General features: G+C 66.3%; 28 protein-coding genes and 1 tRNA gene. 16 read left to right on the forward strand and 13 right to left on the reverse strand.

What is annotated here, in order from left to right:
• Positions 1–68: 68 nt before the first annotated feature.
• Positions 69–746, reverse strand: a complete 678-nt coding sequence (locus tag IU448_RS18280; protein WP_195056807.1) for a TetR/AcrR family transcriptional regulator — start codon at positions 744–746, stop codon at positions 69–71.
• A 148-nt stretch (positions 747–894) separates the two neighbouring features.
• Between IU448_RS18280 and crcB the strand changes: the two genes are divergently transcribed.
• The 6 genes from crcB to IU448_RS18310 all read left to right on the forward strand — a co-directional run bounded on the left by crcB (position 895) and on the right by IU448_RS18310 (position 6,006).
• The gene (gene crcB / locus IU448_RS18285) at positions 895–1,338 is read left to right on the forward strand and encodes a fluoride efflux transporter CrcB (RefSeq protein ID WP_195056808.1); all 444 of its coding nucleotides are present in this window, start codon (positions 895–897) and stop codon (positions 1,336–1,338) included.
• Positions 1,339–1,430: 92 nt separating this feature from the next.
• A complete protein-coding gene (locus IU448_RS18290; RefSeq protein ID WP_195056809.1) occupies positions 1,431–1,790 on the forward strand; it encodes a fluoride efflux transporter FluC in 360 nt (119 codons plus the stop codon).
• 47 nt (positions 1,791–1,837) lie between these two features.
• Complete coding sequence (pgm, locus tag IU448_RS18295) at positions 1,838–3,475, forward strand: phosphoglucomutase (alpha-D-glucose-1,6-bisphosphate-dependent) (protein ID WP_195056810.1); 1,638 nt, start codon at positions 1,838–1,840, stop codon at positions 3,473–3,475.
• 210 nt (positions 3,476–3,685) lie between these two features.
• The gene (locus IU448_RS18300; RefSeq protein WP_280458151.1) at positions 3,686–5,047 is read left to right on the forward strand and encodes an MFS transporter; all 1,362 of its coding nucleotides are present in this window, start codon (positions 3,686–3,688) and stop codon (positions 5,045–5,047) included.
• Positions 5,048–5,104: 57 nt separating this feature from the next.
• On the forward strand, positions 5,105–5,839 hold the full coding sequence (locus IU448_RS18305) for a DsbA family protein (RefSeq protein ID WP_280458152.1): 735 nt from the start codon (positions 5,105–5,107) through the stop codon (positions 5,837–5,839).
• Positions 5,840–5,933: 94 nt separating this feature from the next.
• Positions 5,934–6,006: transfer RNA gene (locus IU448_RS18310), tRNA-Ala, on the forward strand.
• Between the two features lie 319 nt (positions 6,007–6,325).
• Here IU448_RS18310 and IU448_RS18315 read toward each other — a convergent pair.
• Positions 6,326–6,919: an SDR family NAD(P)-dependent oxidoreductase gene (locus tag IU448_RS18315; RefSeq protein WP_195056945.1), complete on the reverse strand. Its 594-nt coding sequence runs from the start codon at positions 6,917–6,919 to the stop codon at positions 6,326–6,328.
• Here IU448_RS18315 and IU448_RS18320 point away from each other — a divergent pair.
• On the forward strand, positions 6,898–7,311 hold the full coding sequence (locus tag IU448_RS18320; protein WP_280458153.1) for a MarR family winged helix-turn-helix transcriptional regulator: 414 nt from the start codon (positions 6,898–6,900) through the stop codon (positions 7,309–7,311). The two genes, IU448_RS18315 and IU448_RS18320, sit on opposite strands and share 22 nt — an antisense overlap.
• Before the next feature lie 120 nt (positions 7,312–7,431).
• Here the strand turns inward: IU448_RS18320 and IU448_RS18325 are convergent, their stop codons facing one another.
• Complete coding sequence (locus tag IU448_RS18325; protein WP_195056812.1) at positions 7,432–8,061, reverse strand: TetR/AcrR family transcriptional regulator; 630 nt, start codon at positions 8,059–8,061, stop codon at positions 7,432–7,434.
• Positions 8,062–8,119: 58 nt separating this feature from the next.
• Between IU448_RS18325 and IU448_RS18330 the strand changes: the two genes are divergently transcribed.
• Complete coding sequence (locus tag IU448_RS18330) at positions 8,120–9,004, forward strand: alpha/beta fold hydrolase (RefSeq protein WP_195056813.1); 885 nt, start codon at positions 8,120–8,122, stop codon at positions 9,002–9,004.
• Between the two features lie 479 nt (positions 9,005–9,483).
• Here the strand turns inward: IU448_RS18330 and IU448_RS29405 are convergent, their stop codons facing one another.
• Positions 9,484–9,822: a helix-turn-helix domain-containing protein gene (locus tag IU448_RS29405; protein ID WP_280458154.1), complete on the reverse strand. Its 339-nt coding sequence runs from the start codon at positions 9,820–9,822 to the stop codon at positions 9,484–9,486.
• Positions 9,823–10,194: 372 nt separating this feature from the next.
• Positions 10,195–10,632, reverse strand: coding sequence for an NUDIX domain-containing protein (locus IU448_RS18340; RefSeq protein WP_195056814.1), 438 nt, complete (start codon positions 10,630–10,632; stop codon positions 10,195–10,197).
• 1,019 nt (positions 10,633–11,651) lie between these two features.
• On the opposite strand from IU448_RS18340, the gene IU448_RS18345 reads away from it, so the two are divergent.
• Positions 11,652–12,446, forward strand: a complete 795-nt coding sequence (locus tag IU448_RS18345; RefSeq protein WP_195056815.1) for an SDR family NAD(P)-dependent oxidoreductase — start codon at positions 11,652–11,654, stop codon at positions 12,444–12,446.
• A 387-nt stretch (positions 12,447–12,833) separates the two neighbouring features.
• Here IU448_RS18345 and IU448_RS18350 read toward each other — a convergent pair whose 3' ends face one another.
• Positions 12,834–14,258, reverse strand: coding sequence for a WGR domain-containing protein (locus tag IU448_RS18350; protein WP_195056816.1), 1,425 nt, complete (start codon positions 14,256–14,258; stop codon positions 12,834–12,836).
• Positions 14,259–14,477: 219 nt separating this feature from the next.
• Complete coding sequence (locus tag IU448_RS18355; RefSeq protein WP_195056817.1) at positions 14,478–15,140, reverse strand: TetR/AcrR family transcriptional regulator; 663 nt, start codon at positions 15,138–15,140, stop codon at positions 14,478–14,480.
• Positions 15,141–15,224: 84 nt separating this feature from the next.
• On the opposite strand from IU448_RS18355, the gene IU448_RS18360 reads away from it, so the two are divergent.
• The gene (locus tag IU448_RS18360; RefSeq protein ID WP_195056818.1) at positions 15,225–15,365 is read left to right on the forward strand and encodes a hypothetical protein; all 141 of its coding nucleotides are present in this window, start codon (positions 15,225–15,227) and stop codon (positions 15,363–15,365) included.
• Entirely contained in the window at positions 15,362–16,237 is an 876-nt protein-coding gene (locus IU448_RS18365; RefSeq protein ID WP_195056819.1) for a diacylglycerol/lipid kinase family protein, read from the forward strand. The genes IU448_RS18360 and IU448_RS18365 overlap by 4 nt, the downstream gene beginning before the upstream one ends.
• Here the strand turns inward: IU448_RS18365 and IU448_RS18370 are convergent.
• Entirely contained in the window at positions 16,191–16,736 is a 546-nt protein-coding gene (locus IU448_RS18370; RefSeq protein WP_195056820.1) for a MarR family winged helix-turn-helix transcriptional regulator, read from the reverse strand. The two genes, IU448_RS18365 and IU448_RS18370, sit on opposite strands and share 47 nt — an antisense overlap.
• 558 nt (positions 16,737–17,294) lie before the next feature.
• Positions 17,295–17,621: a hypothetical protein gene (locus tag IU448_RS18375; protein WP_228813332.1), complete on the reverse strand. Its 327-nt coding sequence runs from the start codon at positions 17,619–17,621 to the stop codon at positions 17,295–17,297.
• Between IU448_RS18375 and IU448_RS18380 the strand changes: the two genes are divergently transcribed.
• Entirely contained in the window at positions 17,614–17,979 is a 366-nt protein-coding gene (locus IU448_RS18380) for a hypothetical protein (protein WP_195056821.1), read from the forward strand. The two genes, IU448_RS18375 and IU448_RS18380, sit on opposite strands and share 8 nt — an antisense overlap.
• A gap of 479 nt (positions 17,980–18,458) precedes the next feature.
• Here the strand turns inward: IU448_RS18380 and IU448_RS18385 are convergent, their stop codons facing one another.
• The 4 genes from IU448_RS18385 to IU448_RS18400 form a co-directional block, all read right to left on the reverse strand.
• Entirely contained in the window at positions 18,459–18,899 is a 441-nt protein-coding gene (locus tag IU448_RS18385) for a DUF2267 domain-containing protein (RefSeq protein ID WP_195056822.1), read from the reverse strand.
• 130 nt (positions 18,900–19,029) lie between these two features.
• Complete coding sequence (locus IU448_RS18390) at positions 19,030–19,788, reverse strand: DUF1542 domain-containing protein (protein WP_195056823.1); 759 nt, start codon at positions 19,786–19,788, stop codon at positions 19,030–19,032.
• Positions 19,789–19,943: 155 nt separating this feature from the next.
• On the reverse strand, positions 19,944–20,828 hold the full coding sequence (locus IU448_RS18395) for a proline iminopeptidase-family hydrolase (protein ID WP_195056824.1): 885 nt from the start codon (positions 20,826–20,828) through the stop codon (positions 19,944–19,946).
• Positions 20,825–21,355 carry a nuclear transport factor 2 family protein gene (locus tag IU448_RS18400; RefSeq protein WP_195056825.1) on the reverse strand — a complete coding sequence of 177 codons (531 nt, stop codon included), beginning with the start codon at positions 21,353–21,355 and terminating at the stop codon, positions 20,825–20,827. Before IU448_RS18400 ends, IU448_RS18395 begins: the two co-directional genes overlap by 4 nt.
• 185 nt (positions 21,356–21,540) lie before the next feature.
• On the opposite strand from IU448_RS18400, the gene IU448_RS18405 reads away from it, so the two are divergent.
• The 4 genes from IU448_RS18405 (at position 21,541) to IU448_RS18420 (ending at position 25,764) form a co-directional block, all read left to right on the forward strand.
• Positions 21,541–22,296: a class I SAM-dependent methyltransferase gene (locus tag IU448_RS18405; RefSeq protein ID WP_195056826.1), complete on the forward strand. Its 756-nt coding sequence runs from the start codon at positions 21,541–21,543 to the stop codon at positions 22,294–22,296.
• Between the two features lie 119 nt (positions 22,297–22,415).
• A complete protein-coding gene (locus IU448_RS18410; RefSeq protein WP_195056827.1) occupies positions 22,416–22,910 on the forward strand; it encodes a hypothetical protein in 495 nt (164 codons plus the stop codon).
• Between the two features lie 8 nt (positions 22,911–22,918).
• A complete protein-coding gene (locus IU448_RS18415; protein WP_228813334.1) occupies positions 22,919–24,292 on the forward strand; it encodes a hypothetical protein in 1,374 nt (457 codons plus the stop codon).
• Positions 24,289–25,764: a vWA domain-containing protein gene (locus tag IU448_RS18420; protein WP_195056829.1), complete on the forward strand. Its 1,476-nt coding sequence runs from the start codon at positions 24,289–24,291 to the stop codon at positions 25,762–25,764. The genes IU448_RS18415 and IU448_RS18420 overlap by 4 nt, the downstream gene beginning before the upstream one ends.
• Positions 25,765–25,770: the final 6 nt, after the last annotated feature.

The following is a 25,770-nucleotide window of genomic DNA, read 5'->3' on the forward strand; positions in this document are numbered from 1 at the left end:
GTCCAACTCTAGGGGATGGTATCGCCGCCCGCCGGGCAAATCTCCTGATCCGGAGAAATCCGATCCGCTCAGCGGCGTCGCGCGACGCAGGGTTTGGCCGCCTTCGCCCGCTCCACGTCCGCGAGACTGAGCGCATCCACCGTCAACGGCTGCGGGGGTGTGTTCTGAGCCCGAATACCGTTGAGCGTGATCGCCATATAGCGGCGCCAGATATCGGGATCGACAGGACGCGCGAACTCGGCGAGCGAATCGACCATATAGATCAACGCGAACAGATCGGTGGCCTCGATCCCCGGCTGCAGCGCACCCGCGTTCCGGGCCCGTTCCATCACGGCCGCCACCGCCGGCCCGAGCTGTTCACGTGGATGGCCGAGCCGGCCGGGGTCGTCATGCATGTCGAGCATGACCTCACTGAACCCGCGATTCGTCGCCATATGCCGGCACGCGTATTCGAAAAGCCGGACCACGCCCTCCCATGGGTCCGCCGCGGCGAGCGCGTCCTGCGCGGCTTCCGCGAACTCCCGGACGTGCACGGCGAAAACCTCGGAAATCAGTTCCCGTTTGTTTGCGAACCGGCGATATACGGTGCCCACCCCGACCCCCGCGCGGTCGGCCACATCGTCCAGCGTGATCTCCAGCCCACGGTCGGCGAACAACTCCCGGGCCGCATCGATGATCCGCTGTTGATTGCGCGCCGCATCCACCCGGAGACGGCGCGTCCGGGGCGCAGTGGTGGCGAGGTTCACATCCGGAATGGTAGCAAGCTACGAATTAACGCAAACCCTTTCGATCCGGCCGCACACAAACCCTGCCCCGCCTGCGGATATCGTTGCGGGGCACGATCCGCGCGCACTGTGTGCTGCCGCGAGACGGCCGGCCCGGAGGTGCCGGAGTATGAGCGAACCCGTGAAAACCGCACCGATCGACGCCCTCGTCCTGGCCGCCGTCGCCTGCGGCGGTGGGCTCGGTGCGGGCCTGCGCTATTGGCTCACGCTCCGAATTCCCGTCCGGCCCGGGACTGTTCCCTGGGCCACCTTCCTCGCCAACACTCTCGGCTGCCTCGCCATCGGGATCCTGATGGTGATCATCACCGAAATGTGCACGCCGCATCGGCTCGTGCGTCCATTCCTCGGAGTCGGGGTACTCGGTGGATTCACCACCTTTTCCAGTTACAGCGCCGAGGTTCGTACACTGCTCGAATCGGGCGCCACCGGTGTGGCGCTCGGGTACCTCGGGGGAACCGTGGTGGCCTGCCTGGCGGCGGTCCTCGCGGGAACGACGGGCGCCCGGTGGATCGCGGGAAGACGCGGCGGGACAACGCAGTACGGCACGAGCTGAACGTAAGACGGGACGAACGAGAGGGGTCGGGCGATGGCGGTTTCGGTGGGTTCGGGCACACGGCGGCGGCCGGATACCGGGTGGAGTGGCCGGTGACCGCGGTCTGGGTGGTACTGGGCGCAATGCTGGGCGCGCCGGCGCGTTATCTACTCGATCGCGTCGTCACAGCCCATACCGGTTCCCGGCTTCCGCTCGGCACGCTGGCGGTTAATATTGCGGGCTCGGCGCTGCTGGGTGCGCTGATCGGGTCGGGTGTGGGCGGTGCGGTGGCGGCGGCCGCGGGAATCGGATTCTGCGGCGCGTTCACCACCTTCAGTACGTTCGGCTACGAAACGGTCGGGCTGGCCTCCGGCGGCGCCGCCGGGTACGCGCTCGGCAATATCGTGCTCAACACCGGGATCTGCCTCGCGGCGGTCTATCTCGGCGCCGCTACCGCCGGCCTATTCGGATGATCACGATGACCAGCCGGGTACGGCCGACCACGAAGGGAGTTCCGAACATGGCGCACGACCGAGCCGGGCGACCCGCCCGCCCCGGCGATCTGGTGGACGTACCGGGGCTGGTGACCGCCTATTACAGTCGCGTTCCCGACCCGGGCGAACCGGATCAGCAAGTGGTGTTCGGAACCTCCGGGCACCGCGGTTCGAGCCTGGATGCGACGTTCAACGAGGCGCATATCCTGGCGATCACGCAGGCCGTCGTCGAATACCGTGCCACCCGCGGAATCGCGGGGCCGGTGTACCTCGCTCGCGATACCCATGCGCTGTCCGAACCGGCATGGACGACCGTGCTCGAAGTTCTGGCCGGCAACGATATCGCTGCCGTGGTGGATTCCCGCGGTCGCTACACCCCGACGCCCGCACTCAGCCACGCCGTGGTCCGCCACAACCGCGACAGTTCCCGGCCGCAGGCCGACGGCATCGTGGTCACCCCGTCGCATAACCCACCGCGCGACGGCGGCATCAAATACAACCCGCCGCACGGCGGCCCGGCCGATACCGGTGCCACCGACGCCATCGCCGAACGCGCCAACGAACTGCTGCGCGGCGGCCTGGCCGGAGTGAAACGGGCCCCGCTGGCGCAGGCGATGGCCGCCGTCGGCCGCTACGACTTCCTCGACCACTACGTCGCCGATCTGCCCGCGGTGCTCAACCTCGACGCCATCCGCGGCGCGGGGATCCGCCTCGGCGCCGACCCGATGGGCGGCGCCAGCGTCGACTACTGGGAGGAAATCGGGCAGCGCTACGACCTCGAACTCGAGGTCGTGAATCCCGGCGTCGACCCGACCTGGCGTTTCATGACACTCGACGGCGACGGCCAGATCCGGATGGATCCCTCGTCCCCGCATGCGATGGCATCGCTGGTCTCGATCCGCGACGACTACGACATCTCCACCGGTAACGACGCCGACGCCGACCGGCACGGGATCGTCACACCCGACGGTGGCCTGATGAACCCGAATCATTTCCTCGCCGTCGCGATCGACTACCTGGTGGCGAACCGGCACCGCTGGGACGCGCTGACCAAGATCGGCAAGACGGCCGTGACCTCCGCGATGATCGACCGGGTCGTCCGGGTGCTGGGGCGTGACGTCTACGAGGTTCCGGTCGGATTCAAATGGTTCGTACCCGGCCTGTTCAGCGGCAGCCTCGCCTTCGGTGGTGAGGAGAGCGCCGGTGCCTCCTTCCTGCGGATGGACGGTTCCGTGTGGACCACCGAGAAGGACGGCATCCTGCTCGCTCTGCTGGCCGCCGAGATCGCCGCCGTCACCGGCCAGAGCCCCTCGGCCCGCTACCTCGAACTGGAACGCAACCACGGCAGCCCCGCCTACGCCCGGATCGACGCGCCCGCCGACGCGGGGCAGAAGAAACTCCTGTCCGCGCTCGACCCCGGCCAGGTCACCGCCACCGATATCGCGGGCGAACCGATCACCGAGGTCGCCACCCGGGCGCGCGGCAACGGCGCCGCGCTGGGTGGCTTGAAGGTGAGCACGGAAAACGCCTGGTTCGCGGCGCGCCCGTCGGGCACCGAGAACAAATACAAGATCTACGCGGAGTCCTTCCACGGACCCGACCATTTGGAACAGGTCCAGGAAGCGGCGCGCGAGCTGGTCGGGAGAGTGCTGGCCGCCGGCTGAGCGATACACGCCGGAGCAGGCCGGCCCGCCGCCGACAGACGAAGAATCCGGATCGCAGAACGGAAGCCGTGCCGACGCGCCCGGCCGGGAATGGTGACGGTCGCCGCGGTGTTGCATGCCTGGGTGAGTGGTGAGGCCGTAGCAAACGATCGACCCGGATCCGGGAGTACGAACGGATCAGCCGGGTCCGAGGCGGTGGCCCGGCCCTCCGTGCTGCGTCGATTCCGCCGGCGCGAACACCCGACCGGGAAAACCGCCAAGCCGCCGCTGCCGAGCGAAATCTGGGTGCTGATCGCCGCAGCGTTCTGTGTCGCGATCGGGTTCGGCCTGGTCGCGCCGGTATTGCCGCAGTTCGCGCTGAGCTTCGGGGTCGGGGTGGCCGCGGCGTCCGCGATCGTCAGCGCGTTCGCCGCCATGCGGCTGCTGTTCGCGCCCGTGAGCGGGCGGCTGGTGCAGATGCTGGGGGAGCGGCGGATCTATCTGGTCGGCCTGTTGATCGTCGCGATCTCCACGGGCGCGAGCGCATTCGCCCAGACCTACTGGCAGCTGATGGTGCTGCGTTCGCTGGGCGGAATCGGTTCGACCATGTTCACCGTGTCCTCGATGGCCCTGGTGATCCGGCTGTCCCCGCCCACCGAACGCGGCCGCGTCACCGGCCTGTGGTCGACCTGTTTCCTGATCGGCGGACTGTCCGGGCCGCTGGTCGGCGGGGCGCTGGCCGGATTCGGTCTGCGTGCCCCCTTCCTGATCTACGCGATCGCACTGCTCCTCGCCGTCGCGGTGGTGTACTTCAATCTGCGGGATTCGCGAATCACCGAGGCCGAATCCGCCGGCGATGCCGCCACCGTGAGTTTCGTGCAGGGTCTGGCCCGGCCCGAATACCGTGCAGCGCTGTGGTCCAACTTCGCCAACGGGGCCGCCGTGTTCGGCGTCCGGATGGCCCTCGTTCCGCTGCTGGTGGTGGAGGTTCTCGGGCAGCCGTCCGGTATGGCCGGGGTGGCGCTCACCGTTTTCGCCGCCGGTAACGCGACCGTCCTGTTCTTCTCCGGGCGGCTCTCCGACACCTACGGCCGCCGCCCCCTGCTGATCGCCGGAGCCCTGGTGTGCGCGGTCGGCACCACCGGTCTCGGCCTGTCCCCGAACCTGGCGTGGCTACTGGTCACCTCGTTCGTGGCCGGTGTCGGATCGGGCCTGTTCACCCCCGCTCAGCAGGCCGCCGTCGGCGATATCATCGGCTCCCGCGCGCGCGGCGGCACCATGCTCGCCGGATTCCAGATGTCTCAGGACCTGGGCACCGTTCTCGGGCCCATCGTGGTCGGCGCGATCGCCCAGCAGCTGGGTTACGGTGCCGGGCTCGCCGCCACCGGCTCCCTGCTGGCCGTGGCCGCTATCGCCTGGTTCGTCGTTCCGGAACCGATGAAGCGGGCGAGCCTCGCACCCGAACCGGAGTCGCCGGGGACGGTCGAACATCCGGCACCGGCCGTGGCCGAGGCCGCCGAGGACACCCACCACCCAGCCTCCGCCCGCGCCGCAGAGCCCGCAGCCGAGGATCGCGCGAACTCGAAACACTGAACTCCGGCGACACCGGGTGCGCGTGACCGATTCGCCCGGATACGGCAGAGTGGTCGCGTGAGCAAACCGCCGTCCGATTACACCCCCCGGCCCATGTCCAGCGGGACTACCTACGCCCTGGGCGGGGTGGCGCTGGCACTGATCGCGCTGATCGTCTTCTTCGCCTTCCGCTGGGGAACCGGTGGCGCCGAGGTCCGCAACGACGGCTACGGCTCGGTTCGCAACACCGCGGTGACGGCCGCGGTACAGAGCGACGGCGGCGTCCGCCTCGGCCTGCCCGACGCCCCGAAAACGCTCGAAATCTACGAAGACCCCATATGCCCCGGCTGCGGCAGCCTCGAGCACCTCTACGGCCAGGAGATCGCCCAGAAAATCGACGAGGGCAAACTCGCCGTCCGCTACCGCTTCGTGAATTTCCTCGACAGCGAATCCGACAGCGGCGACTACTCCACCCGCGCCACCGCCGCCCTGCAATGCGTCGCGGCCACCGGCTCCGGTGTCACCTACTCGAAGTTCCACGACACCCTCCTGACTGACCGGCAGCCGGAGGAAGGCTCCGGCCTCACCGACGAGGAGCTCGCCACCACAGCCGCCGAATCCGGCGCCCCGCAGTCCGCTCGCGACTGCATCACCACCGGCGCCCGCCTCGACGACGCGCGCACCCAGGCCACCGCAGCCGTCGAAGACCTCCAGGCCGCACTCGACGGCGACGCCGCGACCCCGAGTGTGTTCGATGTCGCAACCGAGCTCGACACCCAGAACCAGGAATGGGTCCAGCAGGTGGCCCCCTGACCTCACCGTTCCCGCGAAATCCAGCCGATTTGGTGCCTGACGTGGAGGTGGTGTAACTTCGTTCAGGCAGCCGGGGAACCGGTAGCAACCATCCGGGGCTATGGCGCAGCTGGTAGCGCACCACACTGGCAGTGTGGGGGTCAGGGGTTCGAGTCCCCTTAGCTCCACAATAGGTGAACTCCCAGGTTAGAGGCATGGGAGTTCACTGTTGTTCAGTGAACGCTCGGTCTGGACGGGGCGCTGAGCGGGGGAAATTCTGGTTGTGAGGGGTTCTAGTTCCCTTAAGGTGTCTTGCGTTTGTTCCTGGTGTTGATCAGGACAGGAGTTCGGTCGGCTGGCTGCTCGCTGTTGTGAGTCAGGGCTGGGTGCGTCCGTGTCGCGGGTGCGGACTTCCCGTTCGAGCTGACAAGTAAGCGCGGCCGGAGGTCATTGTGAACATGCTGACCGCGATTCCCGCCACCATCGACTCCAGAATGGTTCGACGGTTCACGGTGGTCGGTGAGCGTGTCCGGCGGTGAGTGGCGCCTGTTCGCGGTTGACGGGGGTGAGGTCGGTTTGTACGAAGCCCGGGCATACCGATGTCGCTGTGATGTCGGTGTCGCGTAGCTTCTTGGACAGGGCGATCGTGACGGCGTTGAGTGCTGCTTTGGAGCTCTGGTAGGCGGGCACGACCATGCCGTAGTACGGGGATTCCGGATTCAGCTGCTCGTTCAGTGATCCCATTGTGGTGGAAATGTTCACGATGCGTCCCGCGGAGCTCGTGCGCAGCATCGGAAGGAGCGCTTCGATCATGGCGACCGCGCCGGAGACGTTGGTGGCGAACGTTTCCTGGAACAATCGGGCCGAGGCGAATTCGTGTGGTTCGCCGTCGGTGGCTTCCGGCAGGATGCCGGCATTGTTGATCAGGTCGAGGGTGCCGAAATTCTGGCGCACCCATTCGGCCGCGTGCTCGACGCTGTGGGTGTCGGTGACGTCGAGCTCGATCCCGTAGGCTTCGTACCCTTTCGCCACGAGCGTGGCTGCCGCGTCTTTGGCTTCGGCTTCCCGGCGCGAGTCGCGTGACGCGCCTGGCGCGGATATGGAACAGCGAGATCGCGGAGTTCTTCGCCGAACACGATCTCGACCTGGGGGAGGCTGATGTCCTGACCACCCTCCGACGTGCCGGCGCGCCTTACGAACTGACTGCCGGGGCGCTGGTTCGCGCTTCGATGGTCACCTCCGGAGCCATCACCAAACGTATCGACCGGATGACGGCCAAGGGGCTTCTCACGCGAGTGCCGCCTAGCACCGACCGGCGAACCGTTCTGATCCGGCTCTCGCCCCGCGGCAAGGAGGTCATCGACGATTTGTTTGCCGACCACATCGCCAACAATGCTCGCCTCCTGCAGCCTCTCGACCGGGCGCACACCGAGCAGCTGGCAGACGCGCTCCGCACGCTGCTGCGCTTCCTCGGTGACACCTCGCTCACCTGAAGTCGCGGATGCGTGGGGGCCCAGGTGTTTCCGGCCTGATCCGCTGACCCGATGGTCGGTGGCAGGCGTGAGGACGTCACTGGATGCCGTGGCGTAGAAGACCGAGGCGTAGATTCGGCGTCAAGTCGATCGCGGGACAGTCGGCGGCACTGCCCGCGGGTCGGGTGGCTGGCTCTGCTGGATCCCGGCGAGAAGCCAGCCCAATCCTTGGTCGAAGTTGTCCCGCAGCGCCTTGGGGGTCGGCTGGTGTTCGGTGTAGTTTTCCGAGGGCAGGCCGCTGGTGAACGCGGCGAAGCCGATTGTGTAAACGATCAGGACGCGCAGAGCATCGGCCGCGGCGGGTTCGGGAACATCTGCTCGGCGCAGGACATCGATCGCGATGGCGCCGAGGCGCTGTGCGTTGGGGCCGCGCGCGCCCTGACGGCCCAAGTAGAACGGCACCAGGTCGGAGTGGGCCAAGAGCGCGTTGTAGGTCGAAGCCATGAGTTGGTGCAGGGCGGCAACGGGGTTTTCTATGTCGGGCGCCGGCGAATCGACTGCCGCAAGCACGTCGTCGAGTAGATCGTCGATCAGTGCCGTCTTGTTCGCGACGTGGCTGTAGAGGGCATTCGGGGCGACGTCGAGTCGCTTGGCCAAGGAGCGCATCGTCAAGGCCGACAACCCCTTCTCCGCCAAGACTTCCCGGGCCGCGCCGAGTACGGCCGCATGGGTGAGGCCGGCTCTGTGGCCGGGAGCGCGACTGCGTTCCACCCGATTACTGTACAGTGCCCAATATGAATTGGACGTTGTACAGTTTGAGTATTACAGCATGAACGGCATTCCAGGGTTCGTCGAGCAGACGGTGTCGGTGAACGGCGCCGGCGTGCATGTGGTTCAGGGGGGTACCGGCCATCCGGTACTGCTGCTACACGGTTTTCCGCAAACTCATCTCGTGTGGCGGCATGTGGCGGTGTCGCTGGCCGAGGACTACCGAGTGGTGTGCGCGGACCTCCCGGGCTACGGCGCCAGCGACCCACCCGCCGGGGATGACAGCCCTGCGCATTACGCCAAGCGGGTCACCGCGGCGACGATGGTCGCTGTGATGCGCGAACTCGGCCACGAGCAGTTCAGCGTTATTGGGCACGACCGCGGCGCTCTGGTGGCGCTCCGGGCGGCGCTCGACCATCCAGATGTCATCGAGCATGTCGGTGTACTCGACGTGATTCCCACCGTTGACAACTGGGCTGCGCTCAACGGTGTCGGTGGGGTGTTCGCGTTCCATCTGTACCTCCTCGCCCAACCATCCGACCTGCCCGAACGGATGATCGCCGCCGATCCGGACACGTTCTTCGGGCATTTCCTGGATACCTGGACAGCCTCGGCGGAGGCGATCCCCACCGGAATCCGGGACGTCTACCTGGCCGCGGTGCGCGCTCCGCAAGCGATCCATGCCATCTGTCAGGACTACCGCGCCAGCGCGTTCGTCGACGCAGAACACGACCGCAGGGACCGCGACGCCGACCGCCGGTTGACGATGCCTGCCTTGGCGATGTGGCAGGATCCGGGCGACACCGTACTGCCCTTCGATCCTCAGCGGATATGGTCCGACTGGGCGCTTGACCTGCGCACCCATGTCCTGCCCTGCGGGCATTTCCTCCCCGAGGAATGTCCTGCCGAAGTCACCGCTGCCATTCGTGACCTCATCGGCAATTGAACCCTGGGCGCTCCTGTTCCGGTAATACAGTCGACGGCAAACTGGTGTCGAGTCTGCGGCTGCGGCCAGGTGCGCCGCTCCAGATGAGATCGTCGCTGCCGATGTCGTTTTCACCGCTGTAGTAGCGCCGCCGAGATGATCGGAAACGCGCAGGCTTCCGCTCGAGTGGCCGACTCGGCAAATCGGGTAGCTCTGGTGGCAACGGAGGGCGGTTGCTGTGGACCGGTCGGGTTGGCTCGTCCCATTGATTACGGGCGACGTCGTCCGTGGGTGGGTGTCTCGCGTCTGTACTCGACGTTCGCGGAGTTTGGTCAGGACGGTGCCCTCTCGTCACGAGGCGACAGGGTAGCCGTTGATCACACTCGTGCTCGCCCGTGAGAATCCCGTCTGGGTATTCCGTACCGACGCAGTGCAGCGAGGACAGTGGTGTGGTCGACGTTGAGATGGTTGCCGACGCGAGCCAGTGACCAGCCGAGTTTCTAGAGGTGGATGGCGGTGTCGATCTGGTTGGGGGACAGGCCGCGGGCGCGCATCGGTACCTGGTGTCGGTGGAGGATGTTGCTGACTGTGCGTCGTTCGATACCGAATCGGTCGGCCAGTTCGTACACGGTCGCTCCGGCCTGGTAGCCGGTGATCAGCTCCGCGACTTCCTCGGCGTCGAGTTGCCGGGCCCGCTGTGGTTCGGGTCGTTCCACCGGTGGCGGGGCCGGTGCTGTGGTGTCGGGTAGCTTCTGGATCAGGTTTTCCAGGGTTTCAGCCTGCGTTTCATTACTTCTACCTGCGGTTTCAGGGTTGTAGTAAGATCCCCCAAAGTCCACCAGGAATTATATTCTTTTGGTATGCCCGATTTGCCGGGTTCTACGACAGTGACCCTCACACCAACAAAGCCGGTGTGAGGGTAGTTTTCTGTCGGTGTGGTGGTCACCGGACCGGGGCCTCAGCTGCTCCTCTCGACGGATACATTCTCCTACGGCATATGACCTAAGGAACGCCGACGTCGTAAGGCGGGTTGCACCGCGGTCCGTTCGGCTGCCACGAAGACGCCGGGACCTTGGTGATGAGGTGTCGGTGGTAGCCGTGCTGTTCGAGGCTGCCGACCGGCAGAATCGTGACCGAGGCGCCGCGGGCGTCCGGACGGACGCTCGTCGCCGCTCACCCGGCGCCGCCCGCGTCCACGATGATCTCGCCGTTCAGGCGGCGTTTCGGTAGGTGGTGAGAGTCTGTTTGACGGCGTCGGTGACGGGCGGTTCTCCGGTGAGTGGGGTCCAGGTGTAGGCGTCGTGTTCGGTGAGCCGGACGGGTTCGGGGACGGCGCAGTGGACGGTGAAGTTGAATTGGCGGCTGTGTTTTCCGCTACCGGAGCAGTAGTCGAAGCTGTCGATGTAGCGACCGATGCCGGTAACCTGGAGGCCGGTTTCCTCTTCGACTTCACGGGCGAGTGCGTGGTCGAGGTTTTCGCCGGGTTCGACTTTGCCGCTGGGCAGTTCCCAGATGCCGCCCATGAAGTCGTCGCCGTGTCGGCGCAGCAGCAGGACGCGCCCGTCGTATTCGACGACCGCGCCGACGACGAGTTGCTGGACGCCGTCGCGCTCGGCTTCGGTGATGAGGTCTTCGAGGTTGGTCGCCATTGGGTTCATCCTTCCAGGTGGTGGGCGTGGTGGTGCAGGCGTTCGGCCTGCGGGAATTCGCCGGGGCCTTGAGCGAATTCGCCCGCGTATTCGCCCAGCTGCCCTCGAGATGTGAAGGACATACTTCGTGAAGGTTGACAACATCCCCGCCCGCGGCATGCGTGACCTACTCCCCGAGGAAGTCGCCACCCGCGACCATGTGCTGTCGACGATCACGCAGGTGTACCGCAACTTCGGCTACCGCCGCATCGAAACCACGCCCTCGAGAACATTACCCGCCTACAAGGCGGACAGGGCGGCGTGGACGAAAGACTCATTAACCAGGTCTGGTGGCCCCTCGACTCCTTACCCATCTGCAAGAGCGCGGCCGAGAACCGCGGCGGCGGGGGGTGTGACGACGTTGTCACAGTCCTGAGCCCGGATGTCCCTCGTCGTTCCCGCCTGAAATGTACGGACCTGGGACGTGTCGACCGGCCTGGAGGGGAGACCTCGGGGTGCCGCTGTGCACCGTGGTGCTCGACGGTCACTGTGGCCTGTTGTAGACCAGGGCCTGAAGGGGCGCGGATCGCTACCTTGCAGCGCGGGCTGGCTTCAGGATTCCGGGGCGCGGTCCGGGTCCTCCCGCACAGCGTCTCCACCGTACTCGGAGCACGGCATAGCCGGATTGGCGTTTGCCAAGGTTTCGAGACGTGGGCCGCTGGCCCGGGTTTCTCAGGAAGCTGTAGATCGGATGGGTCGCGAACGTCGGTATCGATGTCGTGAGACCGGGGGGACTCGGCCAGATCACCGCCGCAGTTCTCAGTAGCGACGTGATAGTGCGGATCGCCGAGGTCCATGGCGTAACCTCGGCGCAGGCCGTGCTGCGCTGACACTTACAGAACCGCACCATCGCGATTCCGAAATCCGTCACGCGCCGACGTATTCGCCAGAATGACCGCACTCGCGGGCCTCGACCCGGATCTGCGTACCGGCCCGATCCGGACATCTTCAACTGAGCTCGCACCGACGAAGGGAACGCTATGCAGATCGATCTGTCCGGCCGCACCGCGCTGGTCACCGGCTCCACGCAGGGCATCGGCCAGGCCATCGCCATCGGACTCGCCCAGGCCGGCGCGCACGTCGTCGTAAACGGCCGCGGCGCCGACCGTGTCGCAGCCGCCGTCGGTACGGTGCGCGTCGAGTCCGGCAGCGAGATGGTCACCGGCGCAGCGGGGGATCTCGCCACGGAAGAGGGCGCGGCGGCCGTGGTGGCGGCCGTGCCGACGGTCGATATTCTCGTCAACAACCTCGGTATCTTCGGCGCCGCCGCGCCCCTGGAGATCGACGACGCCGAATGGCGCCGCTACTTCGAGGTCAACGTCCTGTCGGCCGTACGCCTGATTCGCGCATACCTGCCCGGGATGAAAAAGCAGGACTGGGGTCGCGTGCTGAACCTCGCCAGCGATTCCGCCGTCGTGGTCCCCGCCGAGATGATCCACTACGGGATGACGAAGACGTCGTTGCTCGCCGTCGCTCGCGGCTTCGCCAAGGACGCCGCCGGCACCGGCGTCACCGTCAACTCCGTACTTGCGGGCCCCACCCATACCGGCGGCGTCGAGGACTTCGTCCGTGAGCTCGTCGGCGATGACCTGCCCTGGGAACAGGCGCAGCACGAATTCATGGTCCGCTACCGCCCGCAATCGCTGCTGCAACGCCTCATCGAACCCGAAGAGATCGCCAACCTGGTCGTCTATCTCGCCTCGCCGTACGCCTCCGCTACCACTGGCGGCGCCGTACGCGTGGACGGCGGCTACATCGACTCCATCCTGCCCTGACCGGGCTTCTCAGACTGCTGACCGGCCGGGTCGGCAAGGGCGTCGCAGCCTCCGGCCCGGCCCGCGAGGCTTTTCACCACGACCGAACTCTGGAACGCGGGCCAGCTTCGCGCTCCGAGCGGCGAATGGCCGTGGACGCCTGCGGGACAACGCTGCTGACGAGGTGGAAGTGTTCGGCTCGCAACTGGAAGGCGGACATGATGTGGCTCGAGGCCGGGCCGCGTCGCATCGGTGTCCGCGCCGGTCTCGGCGAGCGGGAGACCGGCAGTGGCGCGGGCGTTCCACTCCGACTCGGTCGAGGTAGCTGGGCCGAGCAGCCCGTGGTCCGGCTGGACGCTGACCGCCCGTCGTCGGTTTGTCGGACCTGTGGCTACGACCTCACTCGAATCAGCTCAATCGGCGGATATCGCCCCGCACCCGGTAGAACCCACCGCGAGCGGATTCGGTCACCCCGTCCACTACATAGCGGGTACCGGCCTGCCTGATATCACGAGGGAACTGTACGTTCCATTCTCGTTGGAAGCCGGGGGAGACGACGTGCACACGCAGCCGTCCGTCCACGTCGACGCATTCGACGACTATTCCGCCGGAACTGTCGGTGGCAACCTCCAGGGTGCTGCTGGGTACCACCGCGGCCATCGGGGGCGCCTTCACGGAAACGGTCTGTGGCAGGAGGCCCTGTTCGGCGTCGTGGACGGCGGTCTCGCTCACATCGAGGCAGGCCAGGGTGCCGCTGGTGGTGACGAGGTACAGCCGTGCGTCGTGGTATTGCATCGAATAGGCCGAACCGCAGCCGGTGCCGAGTTTCCAGAGGCGCCGCCCGTCGGCATCGAAGCAGTAGACCGACGAGAAGTTGTCGCCGGCGAAGACGTACCGCCCGTCCGGCGAGGCCGCGCACGAGTACACCGCTGCATCGCATTGGAACGACCGGTCCGACCGGCCGGCCTTGTCCACCATCCTGACCTGGTTACGTGCGGTGCCCGCGTATACGGCTTCGGCCTCCTGCCAGCCGAACAGTACGGGGCCGCCGGTGTCCCGGTTCCATCGGTGGCTTCCGTCGACCAGGTCGTATTTCGTGACCCCGGCCGAGTGGCCGTGGTAGACGCCGTCGTCGTCGATTCGCACCATCCAGCCGGAATCGCCGTGGCTGCGGCGGTTCCACAGCGACTCCTCCTCATGATCGATAACGGTGAGTCCGCCCTCCACGTCGGAGACACCGAGGATGCCGTCGTGGATATCGAGCCAGTAGATATCGACATTCGCGGCGATATCGTAGGCTGCCCGGGGGACCTTGCCCGACAGGTCGTAGACGCGACCGTCGTCGCAGCCGGCATAGATCCAGAAGTCGTCGGCGACTATGCATTTCACGGAGTTCGGCAACCGGAATCGGCCGACCACATCGCCACCGGGTGTCAGCGTGAACACATCCCCGTTCTCGTTGCCCACCCAGCAGCGTTCGCTGTCGATGAAAATCCCGAAGGTCGCGGCACCGGAATCGAAGCTCCACAGCACCGGCGCGGTACGAGCGGTGGAGCGACGGCTGGCTATGGCGCGTCGCGTGACCGGGCGGGCCGAGCGCGCACCCGGTACGGCCGGTGCGTAGCCTTTCCGCTTCTTCTCGTTGATCTTCTTCTGCGCCGCCGCATGCGCCTTCTGTGCATCGGCGAAGGAACTGACCTTGCTCTGGCCTTGTTCGCCGATGCGCCCGTACCGGATGGTGACCCGAGTGTCGTCCACGACGACCTCGTAGAACTTGTGCGCCGACCCTGCCTCTTCCGACAGCTCCAGATAGGTCGTCGTTGCCGCAGTCATACTGTTCCCGCTCTTCGTTGTTGCGTTTCGAGCGAAAGTTAGCAACGGGCACCGACATACGAGCGTGTACCCGCGGCGGGAGCCACTTCCGCCGGACGTCACCCGGCCGCATCGTCAGGCCGCCGCGACGCCTCCCGGTCGATGGCCGGCGGGCGTCGCGTGTCGTGATGCTGGTTCAGCACCGTCGATCGTGCGGCGCGATCGGTGAGGCACTGCTGATCACCGACGCTCGGATCTGCGGTCGATATCGGTGGTGTCCGGTTCGTCGAGACCGGCGAGGAGCACGGTGAACACGCTGGATGCGTCGGCGATCAGGGATTCCCCGGGTGGGTGGAAATCGTCGAGGAACCATTGGGTGGCGAGGTGGAGTCCGGCGCCGACGACCGTCGAACCCAGGATCATCTGCTGGGACTGCGGCAGAGGGCCGGGCAGGCGGGCCACGATGAGGCCGGCCAGGGCAGTCGCGAAATCGCGGCCCGCTTCGCGATAGATGGCGTCGACGCGTGGGCTGACCCCGAGGACTTCGACGAGATGGATGCGCGATTTGCGGGTGTCGCGAGCGGTGAAGTCGAGGAATCCCGTCAGGGCGGCGGTGACGAGGCCGGATACGGTGGCGGCTTGCGCGGCGCGGCCGATGACTTCGTCGCGTAGTTCCTGCACGATCGGCTCGTAGACGGCGCAGAGCAGCGATTCGAGGTCGTCGAAGGACTCGTAGAAGTAGCGCTTGATCAGGCCGGCTTCCGAACTCACCGATTCTATGGTGGCGCCGCGGTAACCGGCAGTGCCGAAGACTTCTATGGCCGCCTGGATCAACCGTTCGCGTCGCTCGGCTCTGCGCTGGTCGGCTGAGGCTCCTCGGTAAGAGCGAGTGGAAGGTGGCACAACTCGATGTTGACACCGGGCAGTATCGAATACAAACTGATACGACTACGGATCAGATAGGCCGGGCTGCGAAGGAGACGCTGGATGAGCTGCACGCGTTGGTGGGGGCAGGGCACAGACGGCCATGACGGATCACTTGCCGCGGGCGCCGAAGCGCTGTTGTGCAAAGCCGCCGGGATCGGCGGTGAGCGCGCCGAGCCGGTCGCGCCGGGGCGGCCGCAATGAGCCGGCATTTCACCGCGCTGGTCAATCCGATCTCCGGTGCCGGTGTCGCCGCCGATCGGTGGCGGGAGCTGGCCGAAATCGCCACGGCCGCGGGCGCGCAGGTCTCGGTGGAGTTGACGCGCAGCAGTGAGCATGCCACCGAGATCGCCGCGGCGGCAGCAGCCAACGGGGACGTCGTGGTCGCCGTGGGCGGTGACGGTCTGGTGCTGGCCGCGTGCGCGGGTGTGGTCGCGGCCGGGGCAGGTGTGCTGGGTATCGCCCCGGCGGGACGCGGCAACGACCTGGCCCGCAAGCTCGGAATACCTTCCGATCCCCGGGCATTGGCGAACCTGCTGATCACCGGTGAACCGCGCGCGATCGATGTGCTCGACGCCGGCGGCACCATCGTACCCGGAAACGTCTACGCCGGGTTGGATTCGGTGGCAACCCTGCGAATCAACGCGCGCCGTCGGCTCCCGGGCAAACTGAACTACCGACTCACGCCGGTCGAGACTTTCCTCGGCTGGAAACCACCGACGTTCACGGTCACCGTCGACGGCGAAACGATCACAACCCTCGCTCATATGGTCGTAGTAGCCAACTCGGGCACCTACGGCCATGGCCTCGATATCGTGCCCGGCGCCGTTGTCGACGACGGGCTGCTCGACGTACTGATCGTGCGCGCGACGAAGAAGCGTCACTTCCTGCGTTTCCAGAGCCAACTCGGACACGGTTCCCATCTGCAGCGCTCCGATGTCACCCGCGTACGCGGTGTCTCGGCATCCGTCGCCACCGACCGTCCCATCCCGGTCGGCGCCGACGGCGAGGACCTCGGATTGCTGCCCACTACCGTGACTGTGCGGCCCGCGGCGCTGAAGGTCCTCGCGCCGTAGTCCCTGCGGGAAGATACGGGGCCAGATCACGTAGCCGTTTCCAGTGGAGTTGGTGTAGTTCGCCCGCGCGGGCGAGAAAGTCGGCGATTATGTCGAGTTCGGCGGAGTTGTACGAACTCAGCAGCATCTTGTAATTCTCGACGATCATGGGTACGACGAGTTCTTGGACGCGGCGGCCGGCTAGTTCGGTGGCCATCACGATCACGCGCCGGCGATCGGTCGGGTGCAGTGACCGGGTGATGTACCCCTGCTTCTCCAGCCGGTTGAGCATGATCGTCACACCGGCAGGGGTGAGCCCGAGCCGTTCGGCCAGCATTCCCGGCGTCGTAGTCTTCTCGTCCTCGAGCAGCAGGATTTCCAATGCCCGCCGGTCGGTTTCGTTCACACCCAGCACTCTGATCAATTCGCGGATCAGGTCCTCGACGGTTCCGTGATAGAACTCCAAGGCCGTTTTGAGCTCGACCGAGATCCGGGCGGGTTCGGTTGTTTTCGGGCACATAGACATTTCCCTCGATCAATCGAAACATGAAAATCATTCGGCAGAGGTCGCCACACAGGGGGCGATCCCTTGTCGAGAGTGCGATTCCGTTCGGAGTCAGGGAGATCGATGGGATCGGTGAATACCGGAGGCCGCGGTGACGCGGCGCGGATCGAGGGGAGCCGGGGAACGACGGGTGTGCGCCGTTGTCTTCCCTGCGTGCGATAGGAAGCGCCGCCGGGCGTGTGAAGCGGGCATGGGGGCTCCTGTCGATCGATTGACCGCCGGCCCGAACCGCGGCTGGCGATCATCACGAAAGCGGGCACCGCGCCGGCCACCGAAGCAACCGTCGCTGTGTCGGATATGCACTGTACGACACAGCGGCCGATGCGATACGGTGCATCTCATTATTCGGTCGAAGTGCTTGCCGCTGCATCAAACGCCAAGTGGGGCAATCACTGTCGAGTGCGCGTCGCTGCCCGGAGGTGACGGGACCCGGACCGGGCTGCTGGGGCAGCTCGGTCCGGGTGTGTTCACCGCCGGGCGCCGGTCGATACGCCGTGGCGACTGTCCGCAGGCTCAGCTGACAGTCGTGGTGGTGAGGGTCGGGGACGGATCCGGGTAGCACGAAGTCGCGACATTGCCGACCAATGCGACGTTGGTCGTCATGGTCATGCCGGGACTGGTGTAGCTGGTACCCGCGTACTTGCTGGTTATCGGTGTTCCGGCGGCGCCGGCGGTGACGTTGATCGTCACCGCCGGCGGAGTGAAGCTGGTGCCGCCGGCGATCGGGCCCGGTACGGTCAGAACGATATTTCCACCCGACGTGGAGACGGTGCCGGGCACGGTGCCTCCGGAGGCGGTAGCCGAGACCAATGTCGAATTCGCCGGAGTCGGAATGGTCATCTCCAGATCGCTGATGTTGTTCACGGTGAAGCCGGAGGCCGAACTGGGAACCGACGAGCTGCCCGGTGTGATGGTGATGGCCACCGCGGACCCCGCCGCCGCCGAGCTCGGCGCGGTGCCGGTGACCGAGGTGGCCATGGTCGAGGTTTGGCCTATGCCGAAGATCGTGCCCCGGCAGTCCCAGTTCACGTCGACTGCGGCGGCGTTCGCCGGTGCGGCCAAACAAAATGCGGTGGCGACGGCCGCCGGAAGAAGAATGCCGGCACGAAGCATGGATGAGGTGGGTCTCATGGCTATCTCCAAGAAATGTCGAGCAACGGTACGACTGGATGTCGAACCCTCCGAAATGGATTTTTAAAATATAGCCGGTTCTCATCATTCCGTGGTCGAAAACATCGATATCCGTGCTTCTGGAATATCGTTATCCGTTATTGAATATCCGCTGTGGATAGTTAATTACGGAAAACTGTTCCGGGTCGCCGGAGGGTCCTCTGTCGCATATCGGCGGATTCGTCCTGAGAGAGAGTAAGCCTGCAATCCGCTGAATAGAAGCCCCGACCAGAGATTATATCTTCTTCGGCCGGCAGTCAGCTTTCATATGGTTACCGTCCTCGGCGTTCTCCCATTCCGGGCGATGCGGAACCCGGCGGTGCAGCCAGAAGTGCCCCAGCGCGATCACACGGCTCCAGGGCAGGGCACGCCTGTGCCGGGTGAATCGGGAAGTCGCCGACGCGTCCGCCGCCTGTCAGTGCGTATCAGGCGTTGTGTGGTGCATACCGCTCGGTTCGGCCGTGCACCAGGTGGCGACCTGCGCGTATCGATCGCCGCCGGCGTGTTTCAGGCTCCGGCCAGCAATTCCTCACCGCGCAGCACGCTGGTCAAGCGATCCGGGAACACGGCGAATACGTGGTTCATCTGGCCGGGCGACATCATCCGGTCGAGCGCGGAGGTCACACAGCCCGCCGTGAACGGGACATCGCCCACCGGGATACCGCTGCGCTCGGCGAACTCTTCGACGAAATCCGCGATACCGTGGGAGCCCGGTACCCGGCTCGGTACCCAGCCCTCGTACCAGATGCCGCGCAGGAAATCCGGTAGCTGAGCGGTGAGATGGGCGGAATTGGCCACGCTTATCCGATCGCGGACGGTGTGCATCCAGGCGCGTAGTGCGCGCAGGGCGAACGTGAGATCTTCGGTGCCCAGATCGTCGGCGACGGCACGGAGCCAGATATGGGCCGTATGGGTGCCGGCGGCGAGGGGGTCATGGTGATGCGTCATTGGTGTACCTGCCTTCCGGGTGGCCGGTCCGATGCGCTGTTCTGTGCCACAATTCTACGGCGGTGACCGGGCCGCCACCATGGGCGGACTCCGGCCGCCGGACGGGACGGCAGGTACTCCGGGCGGCAGTTCAGAAGTCGAATCCGCCGAAGTCGAATCCGCCCCGGTCGTCGCCGCCGTCGCCCCAGCCGTCCTCCGCGCCGGCGCCCATGCCCTGTTCACCGGCCGATAGCCCGTCCTGGAAACCCTCGCCGTAGCCACTCTCGAAACCCTGGGCGCCGTAGCCGACGCCCGCCATACCGGTGAACAGCGACGTGAACAGCAGCGTCGAGCCGATTCCCCAGGCGCCGGCGACCAAGGCGGGCCGCCACCACGGTTCGGAGTACCAGCCGGCCGGTACCGGCCGCCCCGCCACCCGTCCGCCGGGGTAGTAGTTCGGTGTTTCGGACGAGGGGTGCGGTGAAGCGGCGATCCGCCGGTTCTCGAAGTCGATTTCCCGGTCTTCGCTGACTTCGCCCGCGCTCGCCCGGCCCGCGAGTTCGGGCACCGCGGGGCCGGGATCCATGTCCATGGCGATTCGGGCGGCGCGGATGTAATACAGGCCCTCGACCGCGGTTTGTTTCGCCAGGTGAGCCTGGACAGTACTGGCGGCCTGGTCGAGCTGGCCGCCGGCGGCGGTATGGCGTTCGGCGGCGTCGGCCAATGCCTGCTTCGCGGCGGTGTTTGTGCCGGTCAGATTGTAGATCTGCCCGCCCAGTCGTTCGTTGGTGCGGCGGGCGTCGGCCAGTGCGTCGGTCAACTCGAGTGCGCGTTGTTCGCGCCGGCGGGACCGCCACACGAGGAAAAGCGCCGCCAGGACGATCGCCGCGGCGATCAGGAACCACTCCATCGTTCGCACTCCTTCGGTCGACGGAGCACAGTGCCGACCAGCCTACTCGCCGCCCGTCCGGGCCGCCGACGCCGGAATCGGCGGCTCCGAACGGATCGGCCCGTGTCCTGCGGCAGCATCGGCCCGGACGGCTGTGGGGCGGCGCGCGGAGCCGATCAGGATCCGGACCGCGGTGACGAGCGCATTTCTACTCGCAGCAGGTAGTCACGGATAATCGAAATGTACTCACTGCGCAGGGGCTCCTCTTCGAGGAAGCCCATATGCGCCGCGCCGGGCTGGGTGATGTGCTCGGAATCGGGTATGCGGCTGGCGATATCGGCCAGATGGGTGGGGACGCACTCGTCGTATTCGCCGCCGAGTACCAGAGTGGGGACCCGGATTCGATCGAGTATGTCGAATATGTCCCAATCGGCCAGGGTTCCGGTCACGTGGTAGTCCGCATCGCCGATCATTGTCCGGAATGTCAGCGGGCACATTTTTTCCGGATCCAGTCGTACCGTCGCCGTGCGGACGATATGTGCCCGCAGATATTCCTCCTGGGCTATCCGGTAATCGGGATCGTCCACGGTGGCATCGAGCTCACGTCCGTAGGTTCGCTCCAGAACACGGCCCGGTAACTCTGCCAGCAGGCCGCGGACCTCCTTCTCGAACCGGGGCACGCTCGCCAAACCGTTGGCGCAGATCAGGCTCGTCCACTCGGGTGCCCGCTGGGCGGCGAACTGGAGCCCGAGCATCGCACCCCACGAGTGGCCGTAGACATGCGGGAACCGCAGTCCGAGACCGTCGATCACCGCCGCGAGTTCGTCCAGGAAACGCGGCACCGTGAGCAGTCCGGTGTCGTCGATCGGATCCGAACGCCCTACTCCGAGCTGGTCGTACCAGATGACTTCCCGTTCGGCGGTCAGCGGTTCGAAGGCTTCGAACAACAAATCGCTGGGGTAGCCCGGGCCGCCGTGGACAAGGAGCAGCGGTACGCCGCCGTGGCCTGCTCGCCGGTACCAGACAGTGCCGCCGGGGACGGCTGTTCTTCCCTCCCTCATGGCCGGCTCTCACCTGGCCCACTGTCCGCGCCGCTCCTACGGCCGGTGGATGGAACGGTATACGTATATTCTTCCATCCGGTCGATGAGCGAGCCGTCGAATCGGAAATACGTCGCCGAATGAATTTCGCTGGCGGTGCCGCCTTCGAGGCGTAGCCGGAGTATATTCTGTTGCAGTACTTCCGGTGGACGGCAAAACTGCCTGACTATCTCGTATTCCAGTGACAGCACCTGCCCGGAAAGCGATTCGAGCCGGCTCAATTTCTCGGCGATCGGCTGATCTCCGGTGCCGTCGTTGTGCCATACGACGGCGGTATCGGTACACATCGCCCGCATGGAATCGAAATCGAGAATTTCCAGATTCCGGAGGAACCGGGTTGCTTTCTCGTCGAGTTCACTGTCCATCTCGGCCCTTTCACGCTGCTCGGCAACTGAACACATAGTGCGCAGAGATACGCCGGAAACCATCGCCGCCCGGCGGATTCCAGTGTATTGAGATAATTCGTAAACGGTAGTCTTGACTTCCATTTCGCATTCCAGCAGTACTGCGCGGGAGAAGCCGGAATTCCCGCACTTCCGGATAAAGCGCAAAGGGGCCGCCGACCGAGTACCGGGGCTTTCGAGCCCCGAGCAGGAGGCGGCAGCCCGATCGGATGGGGGGACTCCGGGAAATCGGTCGACCCCGGCCGGTGCGGATGCCAGGGTGGTCTCCTATGGAACGGGCATTTGCGGACCTGGTGCGGGAGGCTGCGGCGGTATCGGTGGAGGGCTGGGATTTCTCGTGGCTCGACGGCCGGGCCACCGAAGCGCGGCCGTCGTGGGGTTACCAGCGGCTCATGAGTGCCCGGCTGGAAACCGCCACCGCGGCACTGGATATCCAGACCGGTGGCGGTGAGGTCCTCGCCGGCGCCGCGATCTTCCCGCCGACCATGGTTGCCACCGAATCCTGGCCACCGAACGTAGCGAAGGCCACCGCCCTGCTGCACCCGCGGGGCGCTGTCGTCGTCGCGACACCCGACGAGGCTCCGCTGCCGTTCGCCGATTCGGCGTTCGACCTGGTCGTATGTCGGCATCCGGCGACCGTCCGGTGGGAGGAGATCGCCCGGGTGCTGCAATCGGGCGGAACCTACCTCGCCCAGCATGTCGGGCCGGCGAGCGTATTCGAACTGGTCGAATACTTTCTCGGCCCACAGCCGCAAGCCCGGCGGGCCCGGGATCCGCGCGACGAGTCCGCCGCCGCCCGGGCGGCCGGTCTGGAGATCACCGATCTGCGCACCGAACGCTTGCGGATGGAGTTCCACGACATCGGCGCGGTGGTGTACTTCCTGCGAAAGGTGATCTGGCTGGTTCCCGGTTTCACCGTCGACACCTACCGCGACACCCTGCGCCGGTTACACGACCGGATACAGCGGCAAGGGCCCTTTGTCGCGTACTCCGCCCGGACCCTGGTGGAGGCCGCCAAGCCTTGACCGCGCCGGCCGGGTGGTGGTTGCCCAGCTCGGTGGCGGCCTCGGGAACCGGGGACCGATATCTCTGTCGGTGGGGTGGCTTAGGTTGATCGGTGTGATGACAGACGGGAGGGGATCCCATGGGCTCCGATGACCAAGCGCGGGAACATTATTCGGTGGTGCAGATGCTGCCGGTGGTCGCGCCGCGCAAGCTTGCGAAGGTGCCGTTCGTGGAGATGGCCGACGGGCGACTGCAGGGGGTGGTGTCGAGCGGATCGGATATCGCGCGCGTCTACGTATCGTCGATTTCCGCGCGCGAGCACGGGCTCAGTTGCAGCACCAACAACAACAGGCCGTGCGGCGGGCACTCCGGCGGGTATGCGTGCAAGCATATTCGGTCGCTGCTGGCCGAAGCGGTGCTGCAATACGGGATCGATCGGGTTGCTCGGTTCCTCGGTGTGGACGTGCCCGCGGACGGCGATATTCTCGGCCGTCTGGATACGTCCGGTGCGTCCACCCCGGCGGCTGTCGTGTTCAGCAGATTCCTGCGGCACCTCAGCTATCTGGAACAGCCCGGATCCACGACCCCGGTACCCGAATTGCACTGGTTCCCGGCGGCGGGGGCACCGGCCTGATGCTCGGAATGCAGTTGGCGGCGCTGACCGCCGCACCGGATCCCGGAGTCACCGAAGCACTGGATGTGATCGACGGTTTCGATACCGCTCTTCTCGACGGCTTCGGCCGAATCGGCGCGGAGGCCGGGGACGCGCTTGCGGGCCTGAGCGCCGCCGTGGCCGGATCGCCGCTGGCAGCGGCGGTCGCCGAGGCCGTCGCCGCGCTCGATACGGGTTCGATCGAACCCGCGAAGCTCGGCGCGCTGGCCGCCGGCCGCGCAGCCCTGCTGGGCGCCGTGCACGATGCGCTGCTGCGCCGCTTCGATTCGGCGATCGGGCGGGAACGCGAAACCGCGGCGGCGACTACGCCGCCCGCCGCCGCACCGGGCGGTGCGGTCCAGGGGTGCCGGGCCTGGCTGCAGGAATTGGCGATCAACGGCTGGCGCGGGGTCGACCACGAACTGGTTTCCGCCGCCGATCGGACGATCGAAGCACTGTGGGCCGCGCCCGAACTGCGTCGGCCGGCCGTTCTGCTCGACGGATTCGCCGCCGAACTGCGCGCCGGCGCGCCGATCGCGACACTGGACCGGATTCCGGTGCGGCGCTGGGCCGACCTGTGGTCGCAGGCCCTGCTGCTGACCTGGCGGGGCGAGCAGGAAATAGCCGCCGAGACCGTATCGGGACGGCTGCTGCCGATCGGCGTCGACGTGCACGAGCACGGTACGGCGGTGCAGGCACAGGTGCACGCCGTCCTCGAAACCGGAGCCGGACCGGCCCGGCTGGTGCGCGTGAGCATCGGTGCGGCCAAGGTCGATACCATTGTCGGCCCGGCCGTCTGGCAAGTTCTCGGTGCGCACCCGCACCTGCTGCAGGCGCTGGCCGAACGCCGGACGATCACGGTCGCGGACATGGCGCTCAACACAACCGGCGATCTCCTGTGGGTGGACGCGCACGCCGAACTCGGCGAACCGGCCGATCCGTTCACCACCGCCCGCATCCAGCTTCCGAAGGCCGTCGCGGCCGCGGCCGCGCCACTGGACCGCCACCCGGTCCACCTGGGGGAACCGGTGCTGCTGGAGAACTACCGCTTCGAAGACGGCGCCTTCCTCATCGACGGTCATCGCCTGAGCGTCGAACTCGACCGTTTGCCTCGCAGCGGCCCGCTCACTGCCGCCCTCGTCACCAAGTCCACAGCCTGCCTGGGGCTCGTGCGCTGGGATGGTGGACAGTGGCGGCTGCGCCCACTCGCGGTCGAGTACGTGTTCAAGAAAGCGACGACCTCCGCACACACCGGTGACTGGGCGCAGGGCCCGACCGATCCGAAGGTCGCCAAAGCGCTGGCCAAATCCGGTGACGCGGTGGAGGTACTGCGCGAACGCGCGGGACGGTTGCTGCGCAAATGACCACAGCCCACGAGCAGGCCGGCCCTGCGCAACCCGATATCCGCGAAACCCAGCGGCAGATCCTGTACTGGCGTCTGCTCGCCGGAATCTTCGACTCCGAACCGCCGCCGACCCTGGACTCGGCCGGCATCTCGATCGTCGACGACCTCGGATTACCTGCCGCGTTGCTGGATCCGGGCATCTCCGTCGATACGGTGATCCAGCGGTTCCCCGAGCTCAGGAGTGAATTCGACAGGCTGCGAGCAACTGTCGCGGACTCGGCCGCCGCCCTCCCGGATCCTCCTGCGGCCGGAGTCGGATCTGCTGCGCCGGATCCGGCCTCCGGTGGCCCGGACCGCGGAGCCGGTGATACGACCCGCCGACCCGAAGCGGACGTATCCGTCTCCGGCCCCGACGACCACGCGCCGGAACCCACCGGGAATCGCGAGCTCGAGGTACGCAATGCCGCCTTGATATCGAAACTCCTGCTCAACGTGTTCGCCACCGGTTCGGGCACGGTCGATGCCACCCAGCTCGCGAACTGGCAGGCCGACGCCTGCCATCTGCGTGCCCTGCTGGCCGGCTCCGGTAACGGTGGCAGTGATATCCAGGCCGCGCTCGGCAAGGTCGAGGGCGAACTCGTGGCCCGGATGCATCTGCGCGAGGTCCTCGCCGACCCGGTGCTCTCGGCGCAGCTCACCCCGAGCATGTCGCTGATCGAACAGTTGCTGCGCGACAAGGCGAATCTTTCCGGTGTGGCGCTCGCCAATGCCAAGCGGCTGATCCGCCGCTACGTCGACGAGGTGGCCGAGGTGCTCCGCACCCAGGTGCAGCAGAGTTCGGCCGGCACCGTCGACCGGTCGGTGCCGCCGAAGCGGATCCTGCGCAATCTCGATGTGGACCGCACGATCTGGAAAAATCTCACCAACTGGAACCCCGAGGACGAACGCCTCTACGTCGACCGGTTGTTCTACCGGCAGACCGCCAAGCGGACGGTGCCCGCGCGGATGATCGTGGTGGTCGACCAGTCGGGATCGATGGTCGATTCGATGGTCAACTGCACCATCCTCGCCTCCATCTTCGCCGGACTGCCGAAGGTCGACGTGCACCTGATCGCCTTCGATACCCGCGCCTTGGACCTCACGCCGTGGATCCACGACCCGTTCGAGGTGCTGCTGCGCACCAAACTCGGCGGCGGTAACGACGGGCCGGTCGCGATGGCGATGGCACAACCCAAGATCGCCGATCCCGCCAACACCGTGATGGTGTGGATCTCGGACTTCTACGAGTTCGACCGTTCCCAGCCATTGTTCGAGGGCATCCAGGCGGTGCACCGCAGCGGGGTGAAATTCATCCCCGTCGGTTCCGTCAACAGCTCCGGGCACCAGAGCGTCAACCCCTGGTTCCGCGAACGGTTCAAGGCGATGGGCACTCCGGTGATCTCCGGCCGCATCCAGAAGCTCGTCAACGAACTCAAGAACTTTCTCGACTAGGAGACC

The sequence above is a fragment of the Nocardia flavorosea genome (assembly GCF_015477805.1).
GTDB lineage: Bacteria > Actinomycetota > Actinomycetes > Mycobacteriales > Mycobacteriaceae > Nocardia > Nocardia flavorosea_A.